Source organism: Synechococcus sp. WH 8016 (assembly GCF_000230675.1).
Classification (GTDB): Bacteria; Cyanobacteriota; Cyanobacteriia; order PCC-6307; family Cyanobiaceae; genus Synechococcus_C.
Genome location: NZ_AGIK01000002.1, coordinates 1 through 22,139, shown reverse-complemented (window position 1 = coordinate 22,139; position 22,139 = coordinate 1). Strand labels below are relative to the sequence as shown.

Annotated in this window: 24 protein-coding genes and 1 tRNA gene; 14 read left to right on the top strand and 11 right to left on the bottom strand. The window is 56.2% G+C overall.

From position 1 onward, the window contains the following. Positions 1-63 precede the first annotated feature (63 nt). The 5 genes from SYN8016DRAFT_RS06990 to SYN8016DRAFT_RS06975 all read right to left on the bottom strand — a co-directional run bounded on the left by SYN8016DRAFT_RS06990 (position 64) and on the right by SYN8016DRAFT_RS06975 (position 2,416). Positions 64-405: a DUF565 domain-containing protein gene (locus tag SYN8016DRAFT_RS06990; RefSeq protein ID WP_038013984.1), complete on the bottom strand. Its 342-nt coding sequence runs from the start codon at positions 403-405 to the stop codon at positions 64-66. 184 nt (positions 406-589) lie between these two features. Further along, entirely contained in the window at positions 590-790 is a 201-nt protein-coding gene (locus SYN8016DRAFT_RS06985; RefSeq protein WP_006853639.1) for a hypothetical protein, read from the bottom strand. Positions 791-843: 53 nt separating this feature from the next. After that, on the bottom strand, positions 844-996 hold the full coding sequence (locus SYN8016DRAFT_RS15330; protein ID WP_159098310.1) for a hypothetical protein: 153 nt from the start codon (positions 994-996) through the stop codon (positions 844-846). A gap of 149 nt (positions 997-1,145) precedes the next feature. Next, entirely contained in the window at positions 1,146-1,841 is a 696-nt protein-coding gene (locus SYN8016DRAFT_RS06980; RefSeq protein WP_006853637.1) for a putative 2OG-Fe(II) oxygenase, read from the bottom strand. 502 nt (positions 1,842-2,343) lie between these two features. Continuing rightward, positions 2,344-2,416 (bottom strand) — tRNA-Ala (locus SYN8016DRAFT_RS06975). Positions 2,417-2,461: 45 nt separating this feature from the next. Here SYN8016DRAFT_RS06975 and SYN8016DRAFT_RS06970 point away from each other — a divergent pair. From SYN8016DRAFT_RS06970 to SYN8016DRAFT_RS06940, 7 genes are all read left to right on the top strand, one after another. After that, entirely contained in the window at positions 2,462-2,692 is a 231-nt protein-coding gene (locus SYN8016DRAFT_RS06970) for a DUF2555 domain-containing protein (protein ID WP_006853636.1), read from the top strand. Beyond that, positions 2,682-3,992, top strand: a complete 1,311-nt coding sequence (gene coaBC / locus SYN8016DRAFT_RS06965) for a bifunctional phosphopantothenoylcysteine decarboxylase/phosphopantothenate--cysteine ligase CoaBC (protein ID WP_006853635.1) — start codon at positions 2,682-2,684, stop codon at positions 3,990-3,992. Before SYN8016DRAFT_RS06970 ends, coaBC begins: the two co-directional genes overlap by 11 nt. Before the next feature lie 186 nt (positions 3,993-4,178). Continuing rightward, positions 4,179-5,000 (top strand): photosystem II manganese-stabilizing polypeptide, encoded by an 822-nt coding sequence (psbO, locus tag SYN8016DRAFT_RS06960; RefSeq protein ID WP_006853634.1) that lies wholly within the window; start codon positions 4,179-4,181, stop codon positions 4,998-5,000. A 103-nt stretch (positions 5,001-5,103) separates the two neighbouring features. Then, positions 5,104-6,273 (top strand): sulfate adenylyltransferase, encoded by a 1,170-nt coding sequence (sat, locus tag SYN8016DRAFT_RS06955; protein ID WP_006853633.1) that lies wholly within the window; start codon positions 5,104-5,106, stop codon positions 6,271-6,273. Positions 6,274-6,318: 45 nt separating this feature from the next. Then, positions 6,319-8,172 (top strand): ATP-dependent zinc metalloprotease FtsH3, encoded by a 1,854-nt coding sequence (gene ftsH3 / locus SYN8016DRAFT_RS06950; protein WP_006853632.1) that lies wholly within the window; start codon positions 6,319-6,321, stop codon positions 8,170-8,172. Beyond that, positions 8,147-8,797, top strand: a complete 651-nt coding sequence (locus SYN8016DRAFT_RS06945; RefSeq protein ID WP_006853631.1) for a bifunctional 4-hydroxy-2-oxoglutarate aldolase/2-dehydro-3-deoxy-phosphogluconate aldolase — start codon at positions 8,147-8,149, stop codon at positions 8,795-8,797. Before ftsH3 ends, SYN8016DRAFT_RS06945 begins: the two co-directional genes overlap by 26 nt. Before the next feature lie 39 nt (positions 8,798-8,836). Further along, complete coding sequence (locus tag SYN8016DRAFT_RS06940; RefSeq protein WP_006853630.1) at positions 8,837-9,445, top strand: hypothetical protein; 609 nt, start codon at positions 8,837-8,839, stop codon at positions 9,443-9,445. Between the two features lie 14 nt (positions 9,446-9,459). On the opposite strand, the gene aroC is transcribed toward SYN8016DRAFT_RS06940, so the two are convergent. From aroC to SYN8016DRAFT_RS06920, 4 genes are all read right to left on the bottom strand, one after another. Beyond that, entirely contained in the window at positions 9,460-10,548 is a 1,089-nt protein-coding gene (aroC, locus tag SYN8016DRAFT_RS06935; protein WP_006853629.1) for a chorismate synthase, read from the bottom strand. Positions 10,549-10,639: 91 nt separating this feature from the next. Then, positions 10,640-11,125: a cupin domain-containing protein gene (locus tag SYN8016DRAFT_RS06930; protein WP_006853628.1), complete on the bottom strand. Its 486-nt coding sequence runs from the start codon at positions 11,123-11,125 to the stop codon at positions 10,640-10,642. Then, entirely contained in the window at positions 11,122-11,982 is an 861-nt protein-coding gene (locus SYN8016DRAFT_RS06925) for a methyltransferase domain-containing protein (protein ID WP_006853627.1), read from the bottom strand. Before SYN8016DRAFT_RS06925 ends, SYN8016DRAFT_RS06930 begins: the two co-directional genes overlap by 4 nt. Before the next feature lie 3 nt (positions 11,983-11,985). Next, positions 11,986-12,828: a class I SAM-dependent methyltransferase gene (locus tag SYN8016DRAFT_RS06920; protein WP_006853626.1), complete on the bottom strand. Its 843-nt coding sequence runs from the start codon at positions 12,826-12,828 to the stop codon at positions 11,986-11,988. A gap of 275 nt (positions 12,829-13,103) precedes the next feature. On the opposite strand from SYN8016DRAFT_RS06920, the gene SYN8016DRAFT_RS06915 reads away from it, so the two are divergent. The 3 genes from SYN8016DRAFT_RS06915 to SYN8016DRAFT_RS06905 are packed head-to-tail and all read left to right on the top strand — an operon-like array spanning position 13,104 to position 16,143. Next, positions 13,104-14,243 (top strand): glycine betaine/L-proline ABC transporter ATP-binding protein, encoded by a 1,140-nt coding sequence (locus SYN8016DRAFT_RS06915; protein ID WP_006853624.1) that lies wholly within the window; start codon positions 13,104-13,106, stop codon positions 14,241-14,243. Beyond that, positions 14,243-15,166 carry a proline/glycine betaine ABC transporter permease gene (locus SYN8016DRAFT_RS06910; RefSeq protein WP_006853623.1) on the top strand — a complete coding sequence of 308 codons (924 nt, stop codon included), beginning with the start codon at positions 14,243-14,245 and terminating at the stop codon, positions 15,164-15,166. The genes SYN8016DRAFT_RS06915 and SYN8016DRAFT_RS06910 overlap by 1 nt, the downstream gene beginning before the upstream one ends. Then, on the top strand, positions 15,163-16,143 hold the full coding sequence (locus SYN8016DRAFT_RS06905) for a glycine betaine ABC transporter substrate-binding protein (protein WP_141561425.1): 981 nt from the start codon (positions 15,163-15,165) through the stop codon (positions 16,141-16,143). Before SYN8016DRAFT_RS06910 ends, SYN8016DRAFT_RS06905 begins: the two co-directional genes overlap by 4 nt. Positions 16,144-16,174: 31 nt before the next feature. Here SYN8016DRAFT_RS06905 and SYN8016DRAFT_RS06900 read toward each other — a convergent pair whose 3' ends face one another. Next, entirely contained in the window at positions 16,175-17,455 is a 1,281-nt protein-coding gene (locus SYN8016DRAFT_RS06900; RefSeq protein WP_006853621.1) for a hypothetical protein, read from the bottom strand. 64 nt (positions 17,456-17,519) lie between these two features. Here SYN8016DRAFT_RS06900 and SYN8016DRAFT_RS06895 point away from each other — a divergent pair, with 64 nt between their 5' ends. The 4 genes from SYN8016DRAFT_RS06895 (at position 17,520) to SYN8016DRAFT_RS06880 (ending at position 21,126) form a co-directional block, all read left to right on the top strand. Then, complete coding sequence (locus SYN8016DRAFT_RS06895; RefSeq protein WP_083825903.1) at positions 17,520-19,286, top strand: alpha-amylase family glycosyl hydrolase; 1,767 nt, start codon at positions 17,520-17,522, stop codon at positions 19,284-19,286. Next, entirely contained in the window at positions 19,283-20,092 is an 810-nt protein-coding gene (locus tag SYN8016DRAFT_RS06890; RefSeq protein ID WP_006853619.1) for an HAD-IIB family hydrolase, read from the top strand. The genes SYN8016DRAFT_RS06895 and SYN8016DRAFT_RS06890 overlap by 4 nt, the downstream gene beginning before the upstream one ends. An 89-nt stretch (positions 20,093-20,181) precedes the next feature. After that, positions 20,182-20,604 (top strand): OsmC family protein, encoded by a 423-nt coding sequence (locus SYN8016DRAFT_RS06885; protein WP_006853618.1) that lies wholly within the window; start codon positions 20,182-20,184, stop codon positions 20,602-20,604. A gap of 36 nt (positions 20,605-20,640) precedes the next feature. Further along, on the top strand, positions 20,641-21,126 hold the full coding sequence (locus tag SYN8016DRAFT_RS06880) for a hypothetical protein (RefSeq protein ID WP_006853617.1): 486 nt from the start codon (positions 20,641-20,643) through the stop codon (positions 21,124-21,126). A 105-nt stretch (positions 21,127-21,231) separates the two neighbouring features. Here the strand turns inward: SYN8016DRAFT_RS06880 and psbA are convergent. Continuing rightward, positions 21,232-22,139 (bottom strand): photosystem II q(b) protein (psbA, locus tag SYN8016DRAFT_RS06875; RefSeq protein ID WP_006853616.1); only part of this gene is annotated, 908 nt, incomplete at its 5' end.

The window sequence follows — 22,139 nt, the reverse complement described above, 5'->3', positions numbered from 1 at the left end:
CCAACAGCAGAACTAAAGTCAGGCTATGAATGCCCATCAAAATTGTCTGGATTTGTACGTTCTTTAAAGCAACTTGAATCCTTCCAATAAAAGGCCGTACAGCAAGCCAATGCGTGCCATATCCAACAAATCACGTCCCAGATGTTTTTGTTGATCTCGCGCCCAATGCCGTCTGGTTCGGACCATGAGCTCCCAGATCGCCACAGTGATGAGAGCGGCCACTGGATCCATCAAGGCCAAAGCACCAGCAATGGCTCCAATGCTGTTACCTAAGGCAAAACTGGCACCAAGAGCGATCAACATCAACGATGCTCGCCGCCATGGATTTTCAGCCCACCGATCAAGCCTTGAAGTGGCTTCTCCGAAACTGATTTGAAGTCGAGTCTTTTGCAGTCGAGCGGTCATGAAAGGAACCCCTCAAGCCTCGTTATCACAGGTGTGCCACCAATTGATCCCCATCACCCGGCCGGCAACCTGCCAACACCGAAAATACTCGATATTTATTAGTTTCCTGTATCAATTGCTGGTTTTTGAGCATTTCCTGTTGAATCAAGATTTGCTTCAAGTTGGCCACCCAGCAGGACCGCATTCAGTCGGAATCTGCTTTCGCTTTGCGAGATGATTTGCCCTCCAGTAGCTCAAGCAAGGCCTCCATCTGGGCCATGACCCCTCTTACCTCTCCGGCTTCAGGGAGGAGTCCGTCTTCCATCACGCCTTGATGCATTTCGCGCAGCTCTTGGCGGATATAGCGCAGGTGGCTAACCACCTGTTCTCGTTTGGATTGCGACATCGTTTATAGGCTCAGCTCACATCCCTTTTACCGCATGGGCGTTCCGACTGGCGTCAGCGACGGCCCAGCCCACCAGCCAGCGCGATCAGGCCATAGGTGATCAAGGCACTGGGTCTGGCTAGCGTCGAGGCCAAAACAAGAACAAAAAGGCCTGCAAACAGGGGCAAATGTCTTGTGAATTGAGTGCTTGTCGGGAACATCAGCAAGACTCCAGCGCAGAGGGCTGGACGTCCTGTACGCCTAAAGCCCTCACGATGAATGGATGCATGTCAAGGCCCCAGGCCATGGCTGTCCTTGGCATGGCTGACCCTGAAACTGGAGTGAATCGTAAGGCAATTTTCTGAGAGGCTGTCCGTCAGAAGCCTCTCGCTCTTGGTCGCTGACTCGAAAGAGAAATGTTGGGATTCTGGTCGGGGGGCTGTGGATGCGAGGAAATGGGCTGAGCAACGACGTTAAAGGCGAGAGACCAGCGTTCTCCTGTGCCTCGGAAGGGCATGACGGAATGCGGTTGCCATGCTGGAAAAATATAAAAGTCGCCCGGTTTGGGAAGCACATACTTCGCCATTCCTGTGCGGAATGATTGAAGGTGATAGTCCTCCGGACCGTGAAAACACAGTTGCCCGTCAAAACTGCTTCCGTTGATCTGTGGGGGGACTTTTAAAAAGACAACTCCCGAAAAACTTCCTCCATGGGTGTGCATGGGGTTGTAATCGCCCTCCATTTGGCAATTCAGCCAGATGTCAATCAGTTTGAGTTGGTAGCGACCTGGCACCCATGGGCCGCGCCCTTGAGGCGGTTGCTGGTCAATCACGTGCCGGATCCAACGCTCGCAGCCTTCGAGGAGGACGGATTCACAAAGTTCTCGAATGGCCGGTTGGGTGAAATTCAGTTGTAGCTGTTTGCTGAGCTGTCCAGCTAGGCGCGTTGAAGCATCAGGATTTGATCCTGGATTGAGCAGAACATCCTCACAATGGAGATGCACGTGATGAAGGAGTTTTTGGTCAACTTCCCCTTGCACAATGGAGCGTGGAAAGAGGTCAATGACGTCCATGTTCTGATTGATTGATGAATCCTTTGAAGCTTTTTGATCTTGGATGGATCACTCTTGAGCTCAATACTGTTCTGAGTACTGCACCCTTGAAAGGCAAAGATCGTTCTGTCTAAAAGGAACGTGAGTTCTGGGTTGTTTCTTTCGCTACAGCGGCTGGGGCGTTGTCGTCTCGCCAATGCATCGGCACGTATTCGTTTCCAGCGTTTGAGTCAAGCCCTCCTGTGCCCGAGCGTCTCTTTGCTTTCAAGCTTTGCTCTCAAGATTTGCTTTCGCCAAGGGGATGTTAAAGGGCTTGTATAACACTCTTGTTTTGATTGTTGTTGTTTCTGGCCATCAAGGGTTGTCTTTAAAGTGACATGACCAGTCTTTGCAAGTGAAAGCTGGTGAGGCGAAAAGTCTTCGTTTTGAAGCTATTCCTGTGATTGTTTTATGGCGCGCAAAGTTGATCTAAAAGAGCTCATTCTTTTTGCTTAAAGCTGAACATGAAGCTTTTTCTTGACGATGGAGACTAGGGGATTCGAACCCCTGACCTCTGCGGTGCGATCGCAGCGCTCTACCAACTGAGCTAAGACCCCGTCGCTCGAAACTTAGCGTCAGCTCTAACGCTTGCCCGAGGCAGAATGGGGTCTTCGCTTCAGGGAACCAGCATGCCGATCACGCCGGAATCTCTGGACGCGTTTGATGACGACAAGGTGGCTTTGCTCGCGCAGCGCCTGGAAGACGACGATTACCCCACTCCTTTTGATGGCTTGAGTGATTGGCATCTGTTGCGTGCCTTGGCGATCCACCGGCCGGAGCTCACCGGGCCATACGTTCACTTAGTTGATCAGGAACCATTCGATGAAGATTGAGGCCCCACGGCCTCTGGAGGGGCGTCGCCTCCTTGTCGCCGCATCGGGAAGCATCGCTGCGGTGAAGACGCCTCTTCTCGTGAGTGCCTTGGTGAAGGCGGGGGCCGAGGTGCGTTGCGTTATTACCCCAAGCGCCTCACGCCTTGTCAGCCCTGTGGCACTCGCAAGCCTGAGTCGTCACCCCTGTTTGCAAGATCAGGACCAGTGGGCGCCATCGCAACCTCGGCCGTTGCATGTGGAGCTCGCGGAATGGGCGGATCTAGTGGTGGTGGCTCCCTTAAGCGCCACAAGTTTGGCCCGCTGGACTCAGGGGCTTGGTGATGGATTGCTGGCCTCCTTGTTGTTGGCCTGCGAACGGCCTGTGGTGGCAGCCTCAGCCATGAATACAGGGATGTGGGGCAACCCTGCAGTCCGGCGCAATTGGGAGCTTTTGCAACGGGATGAACGGGTGCTCTGTCTCGGACCGGAGCCTGGTTTGTTGGCTTGTGATCGAATCGGAGAGGGGCGAATGGCCGATCCCGCTTTGATTCAATTGGCGGTTCTCCATGCGCTTCAGCGGGGGAGCGAGAAAAGGACGTTGGCGCGTGATTGGAGTGGTCGCTCGCTCCTGGTGACCGCTGGCCCAACGGTGGAAGCTCTGGATCCTGCCCGGATCATGAGCAACCGCAGCAGCGGGCGCATGGGCGTGATGATCGCTCAAGCTGCCCGGTGGCGGGGCGCCAGGGTTGACTTGATTCACGGCCCCCTTCAGGTGCCAGACGCCTGGATTGAAGGCTTGTCTTGCCACCCTGTGGAGTCGGCGCAAGCGATGGAGTGCGCACTCACTGATCTGCAACCGGGTGTGGATGCGGTGGCGATGGCGGCGGCGGTGGCCGATCTGCGTCGTCGTGGTGGAGCGCTGCCTCACAAACCGGCGAAGGCTGCCTTGGCCAGTGTTCTTGGGGTCGAGATGGAGCCTGTCCCCGATCTGTTGGCCGGTTTGGCTGAGCGCCGCCCCCCTGGTCAAGTGCTGTTGGGATTTGCGGCTCTCAGTGGGCAGGCTGATTCGCTTCTGGAACGCGCACGTCAAAAACTTCTTGCCAAACAATGCGACCTGTTGTTTGCCAACCCCATTGATCAGCCCCATCAAGGGTTTGGCTCTCACCTCAATGGTGGCTGGTTGCTCAGACGCGATGGCAGCCAAGAGCAGTGCTTGCCCCAATGCAAGCTCGAGCTCGCCAATCGCTTGCTGGATGAGATTTTCACGCAACTGCCTGGCCTGGATGCCCTTGATTCGCCGGGCGATGTCTCAAACGGGTAATTCTCTGAGAGTCGCCTCTGTCACTGTTTAATGGCGCCGTTGATCGGTTTCGAGACGCCTCCTTTGAGGCCTGCAACGCGAAGGCTTGTTGAGAGCTGCAAAAGGCTTGCCGGAACGCACGTTTTCGCCTTGTAAGATCGAAAAATCGGTGGATACCGTCCTCGTCCGGCTAATCAGTCTTCTTCTATGCGCATCCGTCCCCTGCTGGCCATGGTGCTAGCCCTCTGTCTCTTTGTTGTAACCGCCTGCAGTGGTGGTGCTGAGGCCATAGACCGATCCAACGTCACCTATGACGACATCCGCAATACGGGCAAGGCCAACGACTGCCCCAGCCTGCCTGACTCCGCCCGTGGCTCCATCAGCCTGACGGCTGGCTCTGCTTACGAACTGCGTGGGATCTGCATGCATCCCTCCCAGGTCTTCGTGAAAGGCGAACCAGCCAATAAGCGTCAAGAAGCCCAATTCGTTGAGGGCAAAATCCTCACCCGCTACACCTCAAGCTTGGATGAAGTCTTTGGTGATCTCATCGTTGGTGAGGACGGCCTGAGCTTCAGCGAAAAAGGAGGGATCGATTTCCAGCCGATCACCGTCTTGGTTCCTGGTGGTGAGGAATTCCCCTTCACCTTCTCAAGCAAAAACCTTCAAGCCACCGCTGAAGGTTCTGCACTCACCACCAGTACCGACTTCAACGGCACCTACCGCACACCTAGCTACCGCACCAGTAACTTCATCGATCCCAAGGGTCGTGCGTTAACCACTGGTGTGGACTATCCCCAGGGCTTGATGGCATTGGGTGGTGACTATGAGGAGCTTGAAAGCGAAAACGTCAAGCGCTACATCGATGGCACTGGCATCATGAGCTTCTCAATCACCAAGGTGGACCCCGACACGGGTGAGTTCGGCGGTGTGTTTACAGCGATCCAACCCTCTGACTCCGATATGGGTGGCAGAGAGATCGTTGACGTGAAGATCAGCGGAGAGGTCTTCGGTCGTCTTGAGGAGGCTTGATCCTTCTGTTCAGACGCATTGATGCAAAAGGAGGGCTGAGGCCCTCCTTTTTTTCTGTCTTCTGGGAGAATCTCGCCATCCCTGATCCAGACACGAATCGCCGATGACTGCCAGTTCCTCTTCCTCCCAGCGCTCCGGGGTGATTGCTCCTTACGGAGGCACCTTGGTGGATTTGATGGTGTCTGCCACGGAGCATGCCGCGCTGAAGGCCTCTGCCACCACAAGCATTGAATGTTCCGATCGCAATGCCTGTGATGTTGAGCTGCTTGTGGTGGGTGGATTCTCTCCAGAGCGAGGATTCATGCATCAGGCCGACTACGACTCCGTGGTGGCCGGGCACCGCACCACATCTGGCTACCTGTTTGGCTTGCCGATCGTGATGGATACCGACCGTGAGGACGTGGCGGTTGGAGACAAGGTCTTGTTGACATACAAAGGTCAGGACCTCGCTGTTCTCACCGTTAGCGATAAGTGGGAACCCGACAAGGTTGTTGAGGCCAAAGGTTGTTACGGAACCACCTCGCTAGAGCATCCGGCGGTGCGCATGATTGCCACAGAGCGCCGTCGGTACTACCTCGGTGGCTTGATTCAGGGCTTGCAGCTTCCGGAGCGGGTTTTCCCTTGCAAGACGCCTGCTGAGGTGCGCGCCGGTCTCCCTGACGGCGAAGACGTGGTGGCATTCCAGTGCCGAAATCCCATTCATCGCGCCCACTACGAGCTCTTCACCCGGGCCCTGCACGCTCAAAATGTCAGTGAGAACGCTGTCGTGTTGGTGCACCCCACCTGTGGGCCCACCCAGCAGGACGACATTCCTGGTTCCGTTCGCTTTCAGACCTACGAACGTCTGGCAGCAGAAGTAGACAACGCACGCATTCGTTGGGCCTATCTGCCGTATGCGATGCACATGGCAGGTCCGCGCGAAGCCCTGCAGCACATGATTATTCGCCGGAACTACGGCTGCACGCACTTCATCATTGGCCGGGATATGGCTGGATGTAAGTCCTCTCTTTCTGGGGATGATTTTTACGGTCCCTATGACGCGCAGAATTTCGCCAAAGAGTGTGCTCCTGAACTGACGATGGAGACCGTGCCCTCCTTGAATCTCGTTTTCACCGACGAAGAGGGGTATGTCACTGCGGAACATGCGGAGGCCCGCGGTTTGCATGTCAAAAAGCTCAGCGGCACCCAATTCCGCAAGATGCTGCGCAGTGGCGAGGAGATCCCGGAGTGGTTTGCGTTCCGCAGCGTGGTTGAGGTCCTTCGGGCCTCCTGATTTTTTCGATTTCTATTAACATTCCTTCATCAGAGGCGAAGAACCTTGAACAAGCGTTGGCGCAATGTGGGGCTTTACGTCCTGCTCGTAGTGGTAGTGATCGTTGTGGGTACGGCGTTCCTTGACCGTCCCGACCCTGCAACGGCAGCTCGCACGCTGCGGTACAGCGATTTTGTTGAGTCTGTTCAGGAGGATCAGGTCAGCAGGGTTTTGCTTTCCCCTGATCGTGGAACCGCTCAGATCGTTGAGACCGATGGCCGTCGTGCGGAGGTCAACCTCGCTCCAGACAAGGATCTGTTGAAGATGTTGACGGACCACAACGTTGACATTGCTGTGCAGCCATCTCGCCAGCCAGGCGCCTGGCAGCAAGCGGCGACCAGCTTGATCTTTCCGTTGTTGCTTCTCGGAGGTCTTTTCTTCCTCTTCCGCCGTGCTCAGGGCGGTGGCGGTGGCGGTGGCAACCAAGCCATGAATTTCGGCAAGAGCAAGGCCCGCGTTCAAATGGAGCCCACCACCCAAATCACCTTTGGGGATGTGGCCGGAATTGAAGGCGCCAAGCTTGAGCTCACCGAGGTGGTTGATTTCCTCAAGAATCCCGATCGCTTTACCGCCGTAGGCGCGAAAATCCCCAAGGGCTGCTTGCTTGTTGGTCCTCCCGGTACAGGTAAAACGCTGCTTGCCAAAGCGGTAGCTGGCGAAGCAGGAGTGCCCTTCTTCTCGATTTCAGGTTCTGAATTCGTTGAGATGTTCGTCGGTGTGGGTGCCAGCCGCGTTCGTGACCTGTTTGAACAGGCCAAAAAGAATGCACCCTGCATCGTGTTCATCGATGAGATCGATGCTGTAGGCCGTCAGCGTGGTGCCGGCCTTGGCGGCGGTAACGACGAGCGCGAGCAAACCCTGAACCAGCTCCTCACCGAAATGGATGGTTTTGAAGGCAATACCGGCATCATCATCATTGCGGCCACCAACCGCCCTGACGTCTTGGATTCAGCCTTGATGCGTCCAGGCCGTTTCGACCGTCAGGTCACGGTTGATCGTCCTGATTACGCCGGTCGTCTTCAAATTCTTGGAGTTCACGCCCGCAGCAAAACCCTGTCGAAGGATGTGGACCTCGATAAGGTGGCTCGCCGGACCCCTGGGTACACCGGTGCCGACCTGGCCAACCTTTTGAATGAGGCGGCCATCCTGGCTGCCCGTCGCCAACTCACAGAGGTGAGCAACGACGAGATCAGTGATGCCATCGAGCGGATCATGGTGGGCCCCGAGAAGAAAGATCGGGTGATGAGCGAGCGACGCAAGCGTCTTGTGGCTTATCACGAGGCCGGTCACGCCCTGGTGGGTGCACTGATGCCTGATTACGACGCCGTCCAGAAGATTTCGATCATTCCCCGCGGCAATGCGGGTGGTTTGACCTTCTTCACGCCCAGCGAAGAGCGGATGGAATCTGGCCTTTATTCACGCACCTATCTGCAGAACCAAATGGCTGTGGCGTTAGGCGGTCGGGTTGCAGAAGAGATCGTCTACGGAGAAGACGAGGTCACAACGGGTGCCTCCAACGATCTCCAGCAGGTGGCTTCAGTGGCCAGGCAGATGGTGACTCGCTTTGGAATGAGCGACAAGCTTGGCCCCGTAGCGCTTGGCCGTGCCCAAGGAGGCATGTTCTTGGGGCGTGACATCGCTGCTGAGCGAGATTTCTCAGAAGACACCGCAGCCACGATTGATTCCGAGGTGTCTGATCTTGTTGATGCGGCTTATCACCGTGCCACCAAGGTGCTGAACGACAACCGTTCCGTTCTGGATGAACTCGCTGAAATGCTCGTTGAAAGCGAAACTGTTGATTCCCAGGAACTTCAGGATCTCTTGATCCGACGCGATGTGCGAATTGCTGAGTACGTCTGATCGTCAGCAGTGGTTGATGGCCTCTCTGCGCCGCCAGCCACTGATCATTGTTTTGCGGCCCAGGGAGAGTGATCTCCTTGGGCCGTTTTTGCAGTCATTGTTGTGTCAACGCCTGGATCAGTTGGTCGATCTTGGTGTCCAGCACATCGAAATTGCCTGGGTGGATCACGCTCGCTGGAGTGCCCTGATTGAGGCGATTCGTCTTCGCCATCCCACCCTTCAGCTGGGAGTGGCGTCTGTGACGTCTCAACGGGGGCTCCAGGCCGTGATCGATCTCGATCTTCCCTATGCCATGTCTCCACTGTTGGATCAGGGCCTGGTCTCGATGGCTCATCAACACCAATGTTGTCTCGTCCCTGGTGTGATGACGCCAACCGAAATTCGGCAGGCATGGGTTCTTGGTTGCCATGTGGTGAAACTGTTTCCAGCGGTGGTGCTGGGCCTCGATTACTACAGGCAGATTTCGGCGCCGATGGGAGATCTCCCCTTCATGATTGCCGCCGGTGGGTTGAGCGTGGCCGATTTGGATCCGTGGCTATCGGCTGGTTACGACGCGATTGCTCTCGGTCGTGCCGTCTTGAGCACAACGGACGCCATCGCCGAACTACGCGATTGGTTGATGTGAGTCTTGTCTGCTACAGATGGGATAGTGATTTGATTTCGGATGTCTCAGTTATCCATCAAGCTGAGCGACAAGGCGGATGCTCTGATCGCGCAATTGCAGAAAGAGATCTTCAATCGTCGCCGTAAAAAAGTCACGGCAGCTGGCGTTGTTGAGACGTTGGTTGAGAGTGGCGCGCGGTCTCAGTCCGACAAACGCTTTGCCACCTCTTGGGTCAATTTGATCGAAGACATTGAGAAGGCGGCCAAGCTGGCTACGGCGCACGGAAGCAAGCCCGCATCCCTAACGGATGAGGAATGGGTGATGGTGTTGAGTCATCGCAACCGCCAAGTCTCCAAACCGCGTCAAGCGAGCAAAACAGCGAAAACGAGCAAAGCTGCCAAGGCTGATAAGCCTGCTGCTGCCCGTACAACGACCTCAACTAAAACCAAGCGAGGCTCAACGTCCACGCGGGTGGCGAAAGCTCGGGTGGCCAAGACATCGGAAACGTCTACCACCTCCTTGGCGTCCGTTGGCAAACCTCGTAAGGCGCGCCGTGCCCGTAAGTCGAGTGCTGAGTCCACGTCTGCTCGTTCCACGGCGGGTCGCATGGCCAAAGCGGCCGCACAGTTGGCGAGCAGCAATGGGATCCAGTCACCGGCCAGAAGCTGAAGCTGGGGGGCCGATCACCAAAGGCTGCACTGCCCTTGCTGTCTGAGCAGGTGATCGGCAAGCACCAAGGACACCATGGCTTCCACCATCGGAACGGCTCTTGGCAAGACGCAAGGGTCGTGGCGTCCTTTCGCTGAGAGCGTGGTGGCCTCCCCTGCCGCGTTGATCGTCTGTTGCTCCTTGCGGATGGTGGCCGTCGGCTTGAAGGCCACGCGGATCACAATCGGTTCCCCATTGCTGATCCCTCCCTGAATGCCTCCGGAATAGTTGGTGGCCGTATGGAGGCTTCCATCTTCTGTGGGTAGGAAGGCATCGTTGTGGGCACTGCCCTTGAGGAGCGTGCCGGCAAAGCCCGATCCGATTTCAAAGCCCTTGGTGGCGGGCAGTGACATCACGGCTTTGGCCAGGTCAGCTTCCAGCTTGTCGAACACGGGCATCCCCAGCCCTGTGCTCGCATGCCTCACCACGCACTCAATCACCCCGCCGCAGGAATCTCCCTCCTGGCCGATCGCTTCAATGCGTTGGATCATCTGTTCTGCCATCGCTGCATCAGGGCAGCGCACGATGTTGCTTTCCACTTGCTCAGGTGTAACGGCGCTGGGATCCACGCTTGCTTCGAGGTCGTGGATGCGCTTCACCCATGCGATGACTTCGGTGCCATTGGCTTTTCTGAGAAGTTGCCTGGCGATAGCCCCTGCCGCAACGCGTCCAATCGTTTCCCGCGCGGAAGCCCTGCCGCCGCCGCTGCGGGCCTGGATGCCGTACTTCGCCTGGTATGTGGCATCGGCATGGGAGGGGCGAAAGGCCACTTCCATGTCTTTGTAGTCCTGAGGGCGTTGGTCCTTGTTGCGCACCACCATCGCGATCGGTGTGCCCAGGGTCACCCCATCGAGCAAGCCGCTGAGAATCTCCACTTGATCGGCTTCTTTTCTGGGGGTGGTGATCCGGCTTTGACCCGGTCGTCTGCGGTCGAGGTCTGCCTGAATGGCTTCCAGGTCTAATTCCAGCCTGGGCGGGCAGCCATCCACGATCACGCCCACGCCTCCACCGTGAGATTCCCCAAAGGTGCTGATGCGAAACAGTTTCCCGAAGCTGCTACCCATGCTGTCTCCCTGTTGGGATGAGCGTAATGAGTCGGGTTCACTGTTGAGCTCTTATGAGTTCTGCTGAGCTCTGCGGAGAGCTCAGATCAGCTCAGATCAGCTCAGCAAGCGCCGCAGCTGGGCGTTCGCTTTCTGGAAGATCTCTGAGCATGGTGAAATCTTCAAAGCTGAATCCCGGCCCAACACAGCAACTCACCAGGCTGTAGGGGCCTTCGGCCTTGGCGGCCTGCCAGTGATCCGCAGGAATCACTTGGACAGGGTTGTGCATCGACAACACCTCTCGAGTGGCCTGATCGGCCTCCGGCTTGAGGCACCACAGACTCAGAGGTGCTCCTTGTAGGTGCGTCCAAACCTCATCGGCATGGCTCACCCTGTGCCAGCGACTGAGCGATCCCGCATCCAAGAGATACAAGATTGTGCTGATGGCACAGCGTTGCTGCTGATCCGATCGAACCACCGGCAGAGAGCTGCGATGCAGCTCGCGATACCAGCCACCTTCTGGATGGGGTTGCAGTGTCCATTCCTCCACCAGCTTCTCTACGACTTCCGATGGGTTGCGTTTGTTCATGGCCATCATTCTTCTGGTTTGCGATAGCGCATCAGGCCCCAGCAGAGCCTTCCGGCATTGCCTCCCTCAACCCAATGCTGCAGACCCGCGTCCATTTTTGCGAGATAGTTGGGGCTAATGCTCAGTTTCAACTCGTCCTGGCGCCGTTGGAGCTCGTCTCGAACACGGCTGTAGTGACAGATCAGCATGGGGGTGCGGTCATCCCAAATATCGCGTTGGAGCCCAGCGTTGTTCGCCCAGTCTTTGTATCGCTCCGGAGATCCCAGATCGGAGAGATGAATCCGTTCCAGGATGGCGGAGAGTGATGAAGACGGAACTCCGTCGCTGGCCATCGGATCTGTCATCACCATCACGCCACCGGGCTTGAGCAGCCTTGCGGCCTCCTTCATCACCTGTTGGCGATCGCCCGAGTGGAGGATGGCATCCTGGCTCCAAACCACATCGGCGCAGGCATCCTCCAGAGGGACGGCCTCAAAAGAAGCGTCGTGCACCTGGATCTGACGGTCCAAGCCAGCTGCACGATTGAGTTCACGATGACGCGTGTTCTCAACGGCAGAGATATTGATGGCTTCTACCTTCACCAGGGGGTTTTGGCATAGGTGGCGAGCGGCTCCGCCGTAGCCCGAGCCAAGGTCCACAACGCAAGAGCTCTCCTTAGGGCTATCTGTTTGCGGCGCTTGGATCAGTGCTGCCAGTGCTTCCACCGTGCGACGACTCGCGCTGGCAATGGGTTCATTCACCGCGTTGTAAAGGCCGATATGAATATCTTCTCCGCCCCAAATTTCGGCGTAAAAGCGGTCGGCATCGTTGCTGTCGTAATAACCGGCTGCAGTGGAAGCAGCCGTTGAAAAGGCAGAGTTGGTCATGCGTTAAATCGCAGTCATGTCGGTGTCAAAGCGGTATTCCTTTTCCGCAACATGCACATAGAAGTCAGGATCGTCATGGCCCTGTTGGTAGTCGCCAAAGGTATTGATTCGTTGAAATCCCACTTCACGCATCAGGCGCCTCACGTAGCCATGACGCAAAGGGAACATATTTAAGTGATAGGTACTCCCGTCGCTGAAGGCGTAGCGAAAGCGAGCGAGGCCGTCGTCGACATGCTCAGGCCCAACCTCAACATCTTTGCCGCAGTACACATTGCTTTTGCCACTTTTGGAGTTTCCTTCCAGCAAGCGATCGTAATTTCTGTGATCCAAAATCAGTACGCCGTTATGTTTCAGCACGGCGTAGTACTCCGCCAAAGCTTTGCGTCGATCTTGCTCTCTGAACAGGTGGGTGAAGGAATTGCCTAAGCAGATCACCGCATCGAAAACACCATGCACATCGCGGTTGAGGAAGCGCCAGTCGGCATGCACGGTGCGCATTAATAAGTCGCGTTCACGGGCATTCTTAAATGCACGCGCCAGCATGTTTGGACTTCCGTCCACACTGACAACATCAAATCCTTCTCGTAATAAGCGAACAGAGTGAAATCCTGTTCCAGTTGCGACATCAAGGACGGATTTGGCTCCGTGCTGATGCAATAGCTTGATAAAGAAATCTCCCTCTGCTTTTTCGCGCGCCTCCCAGTCAATTAATCGATCCCATCGGTCAACAAATTGTTCAATATATTCCTGCTCATAGTGATCGGTTTCACGAACCCGTTCGGGTGAATCTCCGAACCGTTGGGCATCACTCTGTTCAATGGCAGAGGGGTTCGTGAACGATGACATAGATGTCTTCTTGTTAAGGAACTGGAATTTCGAAGATCTGTTATCAGCGCATTGACAGATGCAGGCTCACTCCAAAAGCGTCCGAATTTTGGGTGGCTGTTTGATAGATCGTTTTTTAACGCTAACGCTCGTGATCGAAAATGTCAGCAAAATCCACCTTTTTGACTTGTGTCAGCAAGCGGTGGATTCTGCTTTCTGTCGTTTTCGTGAAGGAATGCTTTGAGATGCCTTTGTGGTGGCTAAGTTTTAGTACTTAATGTTGGGACGGATCCGATATGAGTTCGGAAATCTGTCTCGATTCTCTTTGGAAGATATACGGAGGATCTGCAGATTTAGCGATCAAGCAACTGCGTTCTGGAATAGATCCGATTGATTTGTATCAGCAAGCAGGTCTTCGTGCAGCTGTTCGTGATGTCTCATTAGAGATCCAAGCGGGGGAAATCTTTGTTGTGATGGGCCTCTCAGGGTCGGGAAAATCCACCTTGTTGCGCCTTCTCAATGGTTTGATCAAGCCCTGTTCAGGTGAGGTGAGTGTTCAGGGGCGGCAGCTGTCTTTGTTGAACCCCATGGAGCTCAACAAGCTTCGCCGTGAGCAGATGGGGATGGTGTTTCAGTCCTTTGCGCTCTTTCCGCATCGAACCGTGATCGATAACGCCGCTTTCGGTCTTGAGGTGGCCGGTGTGCCCCTGAAACAGCGCAGGGATCTCGCGCTGAAAGCTCTGGAGCGCGTCGGCCTCGGAGATGAATGTCGTAAACACCCGCATCAGCTGTCTGGGGGGATGCAGCAGCGGGTTGGTTTGGCGCGCGCCCTGGCACTCGATCCACCGATCTTGCTGATGGATGAGGCCTTCTCAGCGCTTGACCCCTTGATTCGCAGCGATATGCAGGAGTTGCTTTTGCAGTTGCAGGCTGAGCGCCAACGCACCATCGTTTTTATTTCCCATGACCTGGATGAGGCAATCCGTCTGGGCGATCGGATTGCCCTGATGCAGGACGGTCAAGTGCTCCAATCCGGAACAGCTCAGTCCCTGCTCCGTGATCCCGCGAGCGAGGCCGTTCGTCATTTCTTCCGCGATATCGATACCGCAGCGGTTTTGGACGTTGCTGCCATTGCGTCTCCGCCACGTTGCCTGGTCGTTCACGCTGTGGACGATCTCCCTGCGCTGGATCCGTCGATGGGCGATCCGCTGTATGTCATTGATGGGCGGCAGCAGTTGCTAGGTGTGCGCATCGGTTCTGAGGATTGGATCGGGGCCGATCAGCTGGTAACCCTGCGCGCCGGGATGCGGGTTCGTGAGGCCATCTCGCCCGTAGCGACCCTTCCGTACCCACCGCCGGTTCTTGATGGGGAAGGTTGCTTTTTGGGTGTGATTACTCCCCGTCAGCTGTTGCAATCTCTGGAGGTCAACCTTTGATGCTTCATTCCTGGACGTTTGGCTTTCTTCCCTCTTTGGCTGCCGTGCATCAAGCTGGCGCCATCGGCTTAGCTGTTGATGATGCGGTGCTGTGGTTGCTCACCCACGCACAAAGCCTCTTCGACGTCGTCAATGCTGGAGTCCTGGCGCTTGCTGTCTGGATTGAGCAAGTGCTCCGAGCACCCTCACCCTGGAGTTTTGCCCTGATCGTGGCTGGTCTTGGCCTCTGGCGAGTGAGCGGTGGATTTGCGTTGTTCGCACTGCTCGGTTTGAACTTGGTCCTGGCGATGGGCCTTTGGGATCCGATGATCTCCACCCTTGCTCTCGTGTTGGCGGCGTCATTCCTGGCCTTGCTGCTGGGTCTGCCGATGGGGGTGTTGTCAGCTCGTTTGCCATGGGTTTGGCGGCTGCTTCGGCCTTGCTTAGACCTGATGCAGACCATGCCTGCTTTTGTTTACCTGATTCCAGCAGTGATGTTGTTCAGCACAGGCGCTGTTCCGGCGATCATCGCCACCTTGGTCTTTGCGATGCCTCCTGTGGTCCGTCTTACCCATCTCGGACTTCGTCAGGTCCCCTTTGATCTGATGGAGGCTGGGCGTGCCTTTGGCTGCAGTGAGTTGCAATTGCTCTGGAAGGTGCAGATGCCAAGTGCGTTGCCCACGGTGATGAGTGGGGTCAATCAAACGATCATGTTGGCTTTGTCGATGGTGGTGATTGCCTCAATGATTGGTGGTGGTGGCCTCGGCGACGTCGTGCTGCGCGGGATTCAGCAACTGGATGTGGGCCTTGGTTTTGAGGGTGGGATAGCGGTTGTGATTCTTGCGGTCATCCTCGATCGACTCAGTCAGAGCTTGATGCTGGAGGGTGAGAGAACGGTGGAAGCGCGCTCCCGCCGCTGGCGCTCGCTATGGAGAACACCATGACCGCTCCCCTTTGGCGCCGACGTGCTGTGTTGCTGTCCGGCCTTGGTTTAGCGGCGGCTTCCCTCTCCAGTCAGGTGCGCTTGAGCTGGCAGCGCCAGGCCGACTCGACAGCATCCACCACGTCCTCCAAGCAACAAGGCTTGGTTTCACAAGCGGGCCCTGGGACCTCTCCATCGAGTGCCACGGGCCCGTTGCGCTTGGGATGGTCTCCATGGGCTGATGCGGAAGTGATGAGCTTGATCGCTCAGCGAGTGATTCAACAGGCTTACAACCTTCCCGTGGAACGGGTCATGGCCGACATCGGCATTCAATACGCCTCTGTAGCGCGAGGAGATCTCGACCTGATGTTGATGGCCTGGTTGCCGTTAACGCACAAGGACTATTGGACTCGCGTGCGCGACCGGGTGCTTGATTTCGGCTCGATGTATTCCGGCCGTCTTGGTTGGGTGGTCCCTGATTATGTGGATGCTGCGGAGGTTCGCTCGATCACTGATTTGCGAAATCCTGAAGTGGCAGCGCGTTTCCAAAACACCGTTCAAGGCATTGATCCTGGTTCAGGCCTGAATCAGGCCTCTGAGCGAGCACTGCTTGATTACAACTTGACTGACATGCGTTTGGTTGCCTCCAGCAGCGCCGCCATGACGGCGGTTCTTGATAAGGCGATCCGTGAGCGTCGTTGGGTGATGGTCACGAGTTGGACTCCCCATTGGATGTTTGCTCGCTACAAGCTCCGCTTTTTGGAAGACCCTCAGCTCGTGTTTGGTGGTGTGGAGTGGATTCATGCTTTGGGCCGACAGGGCTTGGATCGCGACCATTCAGACCTGGCCGCCTTCCTATCGCGTTTTCAGATTCCTGATCGTGAACTGTCTGATTTGCTGCTCATGGCCAATGAGCGATCAGCAGCCGAGGCGGTCGAGGACTACCTCAATCGCCATCCTGCCCGCATTCGCTACTGGACAACGGGGATGATCGGCTGAAGCGCAGACGCTTGAAGCGCAGACGTTGGATTCAGGCTGCTGCTGCAGGACGTCTTGGTGGGCAGGCGATCAGGGGGCGATGGTGATGACGTCGTGCCGTTCTACTAGCAGCTGCAGGAAGGGTTCGTTGCTGGCCTGCTTCGGCGAGGTCGGCTTGCAACCGTTCCGTGCAGCACAGCAACCTCGACCAGCTCGGTAGCTGATGGGCCACAGGTGCTGCCATCAACTCCTCAACTTTTGGACGTAACAAGGTTGCGAAGCTCTGGACAGCAAGCTCCTCGCTGTGTCGGTTGTAAGGAAGACGATTGATGGCTGAATCCAATCCAAACTGCTGGACACGGTCTTCGCCTACGCGCCGGAACAGCACTTCGAGTGTGGGGATCTGGTCTGGTGACAACATCCGACCTTCATGCTCCATCAGTCCACGAAGCACCGTGGCAAAAATCTCACCGGCCATGCGCTGCAAGCCCTCTGAGGGAGTATTGCCGAGGGTTTTGTGCTTGTGATCAAACAGTCCGAGATCCACTTGGGCGATGCGTCGAGGCGCCACATGGCGATACACCTCTGAAAGCAAGCCGATCTCGAGTCCCCAGTCGGAAGGAATGCGCAAATTCATAGCGAGATCCCTTGTGAACGCGAATTCGCCGGCTAAGGGGTAGCGAAATGATTGGAGATAACGCAGATACGGCATGGGGCCAAAGATCTGCTCCAGGCTGGTGAGGAGTGGACCGACAAACAGGCGTGTCGCTCGTCCATGGAGCGATTGGGTCTCGAGAGAAAGGCGGCTGTAAAACGCTTTCACATAGGCCACACCGAGCGAGGGATCTAGCAACGGTCGCAGCATCCGTTCTGGGTAGGCCGGAGAAAAGGTGCGGATGTCGGCATCGAAGAGTCCAACAATCTCAGCGTTTCTGCATGCCACACCAAGCCCCTGCCATACAGCCCAGCCTTTCCCAGGTGGTCCGGTCACATTGAGGCCAAGGGTCTGCAGTGACTGCAGTAATTCGGCAACGGCAGGGCCATTCGTCCAGTGGACGCGCACAGGAAATGGCATGTCAGCAAAGAAAGCTTCCGCTGCGGCAACATCCTCGCTGGTCTCCGCGGATAAGGCGATCACGAGTTCCTGTAGTCCGCTTAGCTCCGAAAGAACCTCACGGATGAGCCTGAGCGCAGGACGGCTGAATTCCTCCATGAGGCACGGGATCAGCAAGGACGTGGGGCGTTGTCTCAGCTGGCGTTGAAGGTCTGAGCGATCCAGCTTCCCGAGTCCGTAATCATGAATCGTGGCGATTAATCCCTGCTGAAAATCCATGCGGTGATCAATGCGACAACAATTTGCGGAGCTCTGTTCCATACCTGTTGCACTTGGCAAAGGCATGGTGTCGAAGCAGTTAATGGCGCATGAGTGGTTGCCATCGCTTCTGACGGAGCTCTATGAACACCATTCTTCGGAGGATCTCAATCGCTTGTCGTCGCAATTGCTGCATTCCGAGCGGTCCGCCTCAGCGATTCCCGTTTCAGAGGCGGTGGATGCTGGGATTGCGGATGGAGCGGCTACGGACGCGCGTTGGGATTCCTCGAGTTGTGTGTTGATTACCTATGCCGATTCGGTGATTGCCGATGACCAGCCAGGGCTCCGTTGTTTACAGGCGCTTCTGCATCGCCATTTCCAAGGACTCTCATCGGTTGTGCACGTGCTGCCCTTCTTGTGCGCCACCAGTGATGGAGGCTTTGCCGTTGCCAGTCATGAGCAGATCGACCAACGCTTCGGTGATTGGAATGACCTGGCCGCGTTGGCTGAAGGTCGCCAGTTGATGGCTGATTTGGTTCTCAATCACATTTCCGCGTCCCACCCCTGGGTTCGGGCTTTTTTGAAGGGAGAACAACCTGGAGCGCGATGTGTGTTGGCGGCGGCTCCCAACCCTTGTTGGGACAACGTGGTGCGCCCCCGTAGTTCGGCTCTATTCACCACGCTGGCGACAGATCGTGGTCCACAAACGGTCTGGACCACGTTTGGGCCCGATCAAGTGGATGTGAACTGGCGAGAGCCTGAAGTGTTGCTTGGATTCACACGGCTGCTCGATCTCTTCTGCCGTTATGGCGTCCAATGGTTGCGCCTGGATGCTGTGGGGTTTGTTTGGAAACAGCCTTTTACGGATTGCATCCATCAGCCTCAGGCCCACCGCTTGGTTGAAGTGTTGCGCCTTCTCTTGGAATCGCGATGTCCGCAGGGGGTGGTGGTGACGGAAACGAATGTTCCCGAGCAGGAAAATCTCTCTTATCTGACCACTGGCGCTGAAGCGCACCTCGCCTACAACTTTCCCTTCCCCCCCCTTGTCCTCGAGGCCTGTCTCAGTCGTCGTGCGGATCTGCTGAATGCCTGGCTGGCGCGTTGGCCCCAGCTCCCTGAGGGGACAGGCCTGCTCAACTTCACGGCCTGTCATGACGGGATTGGTTTGCGGCCCCTCGAAGGATTGATGGAATCGGATCGATTGCTCCAGTTGTTGAAGCACTGCGAGCAGCGGGGTGGTTTGGTGAGTCACCGGCGATTGGCCGATGGGCTGGAGGTTCCCTATGAAATCAACATCAGCTGGTGGAGTGCCATGGCGGCTCCAGGACGGGATCCATCGCACCATCAACGAGCACGTTTTTTGTTGACGCAGTTGCTGCTGCTGACCGTTCCCGGCGTGCCTGCGTTCTACCTGCCGGCCTTACTGGCAACCCCCAATGACAACGCTCGCTTTCGTCTCAGCGGTCATCGCCGTGATCTCAACCGGCCTCAGTTTCAACGCGACCGTCTAGAGCGTTTGTTGGCTGATCCCGAAAGCGATACCAATCAGGTGGTGGCAACGTTGCAACAAGCGATGGCGGTCCGTCGTGGGCAGGCGGCGTTAGATCCCTTTGCCCCGATGAAGGTCCTGAGTGAAGGCCGCTCGGATGTGGTGATTCTGCAGAGGGGAGAAGGGGCAAGCATGCTGTTTGCGATTCACAATTTCAGTGATGTTCGCCTTAGCTTCCCTTTGAGCATGCTTGCCGAGTCTCCAGGGTCTGTTTGGCATGACGTCTTGAATGGGCACTCTCTCGTTGTGGGCCAAACGGCTCTCGATCTTGAGCCGTTTGCAGTGCATTGGTTGATTCGATGAATAAAACAGAGGCTCTGTCTTCCACTCCCTGGTGGGTCGTCACCGATCTCGATGGGACCTTGATGGACCATGCCTACAACTGGGCGCCGGCACGGGAGGCCATTCGTGGCTTGCAGCTGCAGGGAATTCCCGTGATTCCGTGTACGAGCAAAACGGCTGAGGAGGTGAAAAGTTTTAGGTCTGCAGCTGGTTTGAAGGACCCATTCATCGTTGAAAACGGAGGGGCCGTTCATGGGGAAACGAGCGATGGCGAGTCATGGGAGCTGGCGCTGGGATGCCCTATTGCTGAGCTTCGTCCGGTCTTGCGTGAGCTTGCCGAGTTGCTCAGTGAGCCGTTGCAACCCATCGATGCACTCTCAGATCAGGAGGCATTCGACCTGCTTGGTTTGCAGGGCGAAGCGCTGCAGTTGGCTTGCACGAGGCGTTGGAGTTTGCCATTTGTGCCTCCTTCTGCCTCTGCGCGGCAACGGTTGCCAGACCTTGCCAACCGGCTTGGTTTTGCAGTTGTTCAGGGCAATCGCATGAGTCATCTGCTCGGCGCAGAGGTCAGCAAGGGTCGAGCCCTTGAGGTTTTGAAGCAGCACAGGGGTGGCTCTCCCGTGCGGGTGCTTGCCCTGGGGGACTCACCCAACGACGAGCCCCTCCTTGAAGCGGGTGATCTTTCCGTTGTGGTGCCTGGTTCGAATGGTCCCCATCCGGTCTTTGCTGACGCCATCGCTCAAGGCCGCTATCAGTTGGCGCCGGCTTGCCATGCTCAGGGCTGGGCTCAGGCGGTTTTTCAGTACGTTCTCAATGAATCGTGCTGATCCTGAACACTTCCCACGTTTCCTCAAAGACCGAATGAATCTCTCCCCAAATCGGGAGCAGACTTGATCAGAGGAATGATCAAGGACTGATGACAGCGATTCAATGTCGATACACCGGTGATTTGCACTGCACCGCTCAGCACGGACCGTCAGGGTCCGTCTTGAACACCGATGCACCCACTGATCATGATGGTCTTGGCGAAAGCTTTTCGCCAACGGACCTGCTGGCGACAGCCCTTGGAACGTGCCTTTTGACGATCATGGGGATCACTGCACGGCGCCGCGGCTGGGACCTCGCCGACGCCTCAGTGATCGTTGAAAAAACAATGACAAGCGAGGGACCACGGCGCATTCAAAGGCTTGAAGCGCAGATCACTCTTCCTGTCTCCCTGAGTCAGGAACAGAAGGCCTTGTTGAAGCGCGTCGCAAATGATTGCCCCGTGAAACGAAATCTCGACTCTTCAATGACAATTGATTTGATCTGGAGCGATGCCAGTCCCACGGCCGATTAGTTGATTTAGCAACGCCAACGAGGCGAGGAGGGTTCGATGAGACTCCAATTCATCCCGATTCACGTCTTTCGTGAAACACCGTCTGTCACCTTTTTTGATGCCGGTGTGCCTGGAACCAACGGAACAGATGTTGTGGTCCACCGGGGTGCGGCCACGTCACCACCCGATGCCAATGGATTTGAGCAGTACTACGTCCATCAGCATCAGGTGGATCACAACTTGGTGCTCGATGGACAACGCACCTTCATCCTCTTGAATCCTGCTTGGGACCAGTCCCATCACGTCATTCATTTGACCCGGGAGATGGGTGCGCTTCAGATACCGGTTGGCACTTATCACCGCTCAACGTCCGGTGAAACCGGGAGCATGGTGTTGAACCAATCGCTGCGTGATCCCGAATTTGATTTCAAAACTGAGTTCATTCCTGTGAGTTTGGAGGCTCGTGAAGACCTCCGTCAGGCACAAGCGTCTATCCCATGGGTTTGGAGCTGGAATGACGGCCACATTTGCCGCTCGCATTGAGGCGTCTTTGTTTGTTGTTTAGGGATGGGAAGGCACAAAAAAGCCCCCTCCTTTTGGGAGGGGGCTTTCTAGTTCAGTTGATCTGAACTTTTAAGGGGTTCCAGATCAACCGATTGCAGGTGCTTGGAGAGCCACAGGTGTGGACTCAGCAGCTGCCAGGTCGAGGGGGAAGTTATGAGCGTTGCGCTCGTGCATCACTTCCATGCCGAGACCAGCACGGTTCACCATGTCGGCCCAGGTGTTCAGGACGCGGCCCTGACTATCAAGGATGGACTGGTTGAAATTGAAGCCGTTCAGGTTGAAGGCCATGGTTGAAACACCCATGGACGTGAACCAAATACCGACAACAGGCCAAGCACCCAGGAAGAAGTGAAGGCTACGGCTGTTGTTGAAGGAGGCGTATTGGAAGATCAAGCGACCGAAATAGCCGTGAGCTGCAACGATGTTGTAGGTCTCTTCTTCTTGGCCGAACTTGTAGCCGTAGTTCTGGGACTCGGTCTCGGTTGTTTCACGAACCAAGGAAGAGGTCACCAGTGAGCCGTGCATGGCGGAGAACAGTGAACCACCGAAGACACCAGCCACACCAAGCATGTGGAAGGGGTGCATCAGGATGTTGTGCTCAGCCTGGAACACCAACATGAAGTTGAAGGTTCCAGAGATGCCCAGGGGCATGCCATCAGAGAACGAACCCTGACCGAAGGGGTAGACCAGGAAAACTGCCATGGCTGCAGACAGCGGAGCGCTGTATGCAACACAGATCCAAGGGCGCATGCCCAAGCGGTAGGAAAGTTCCCACTGACGTCCCATGTAGGCGGAGATGCCGATCAGGAAGTGGAAAACAACCAGCTGGTAGGTGCCGCCGTTGTAGAGCCACTCGTCGAGTGAGGCAGCATCCCAGATGGGATAGAAGTGCAAGCCAATGGCGTTGCTGGAAGGAACAACAGCACCAGAGATGATGTTGTTGCCATAAAGCAAGGAGCCAGCGACAGGCTCGCGAATGCCGTCGATATCAA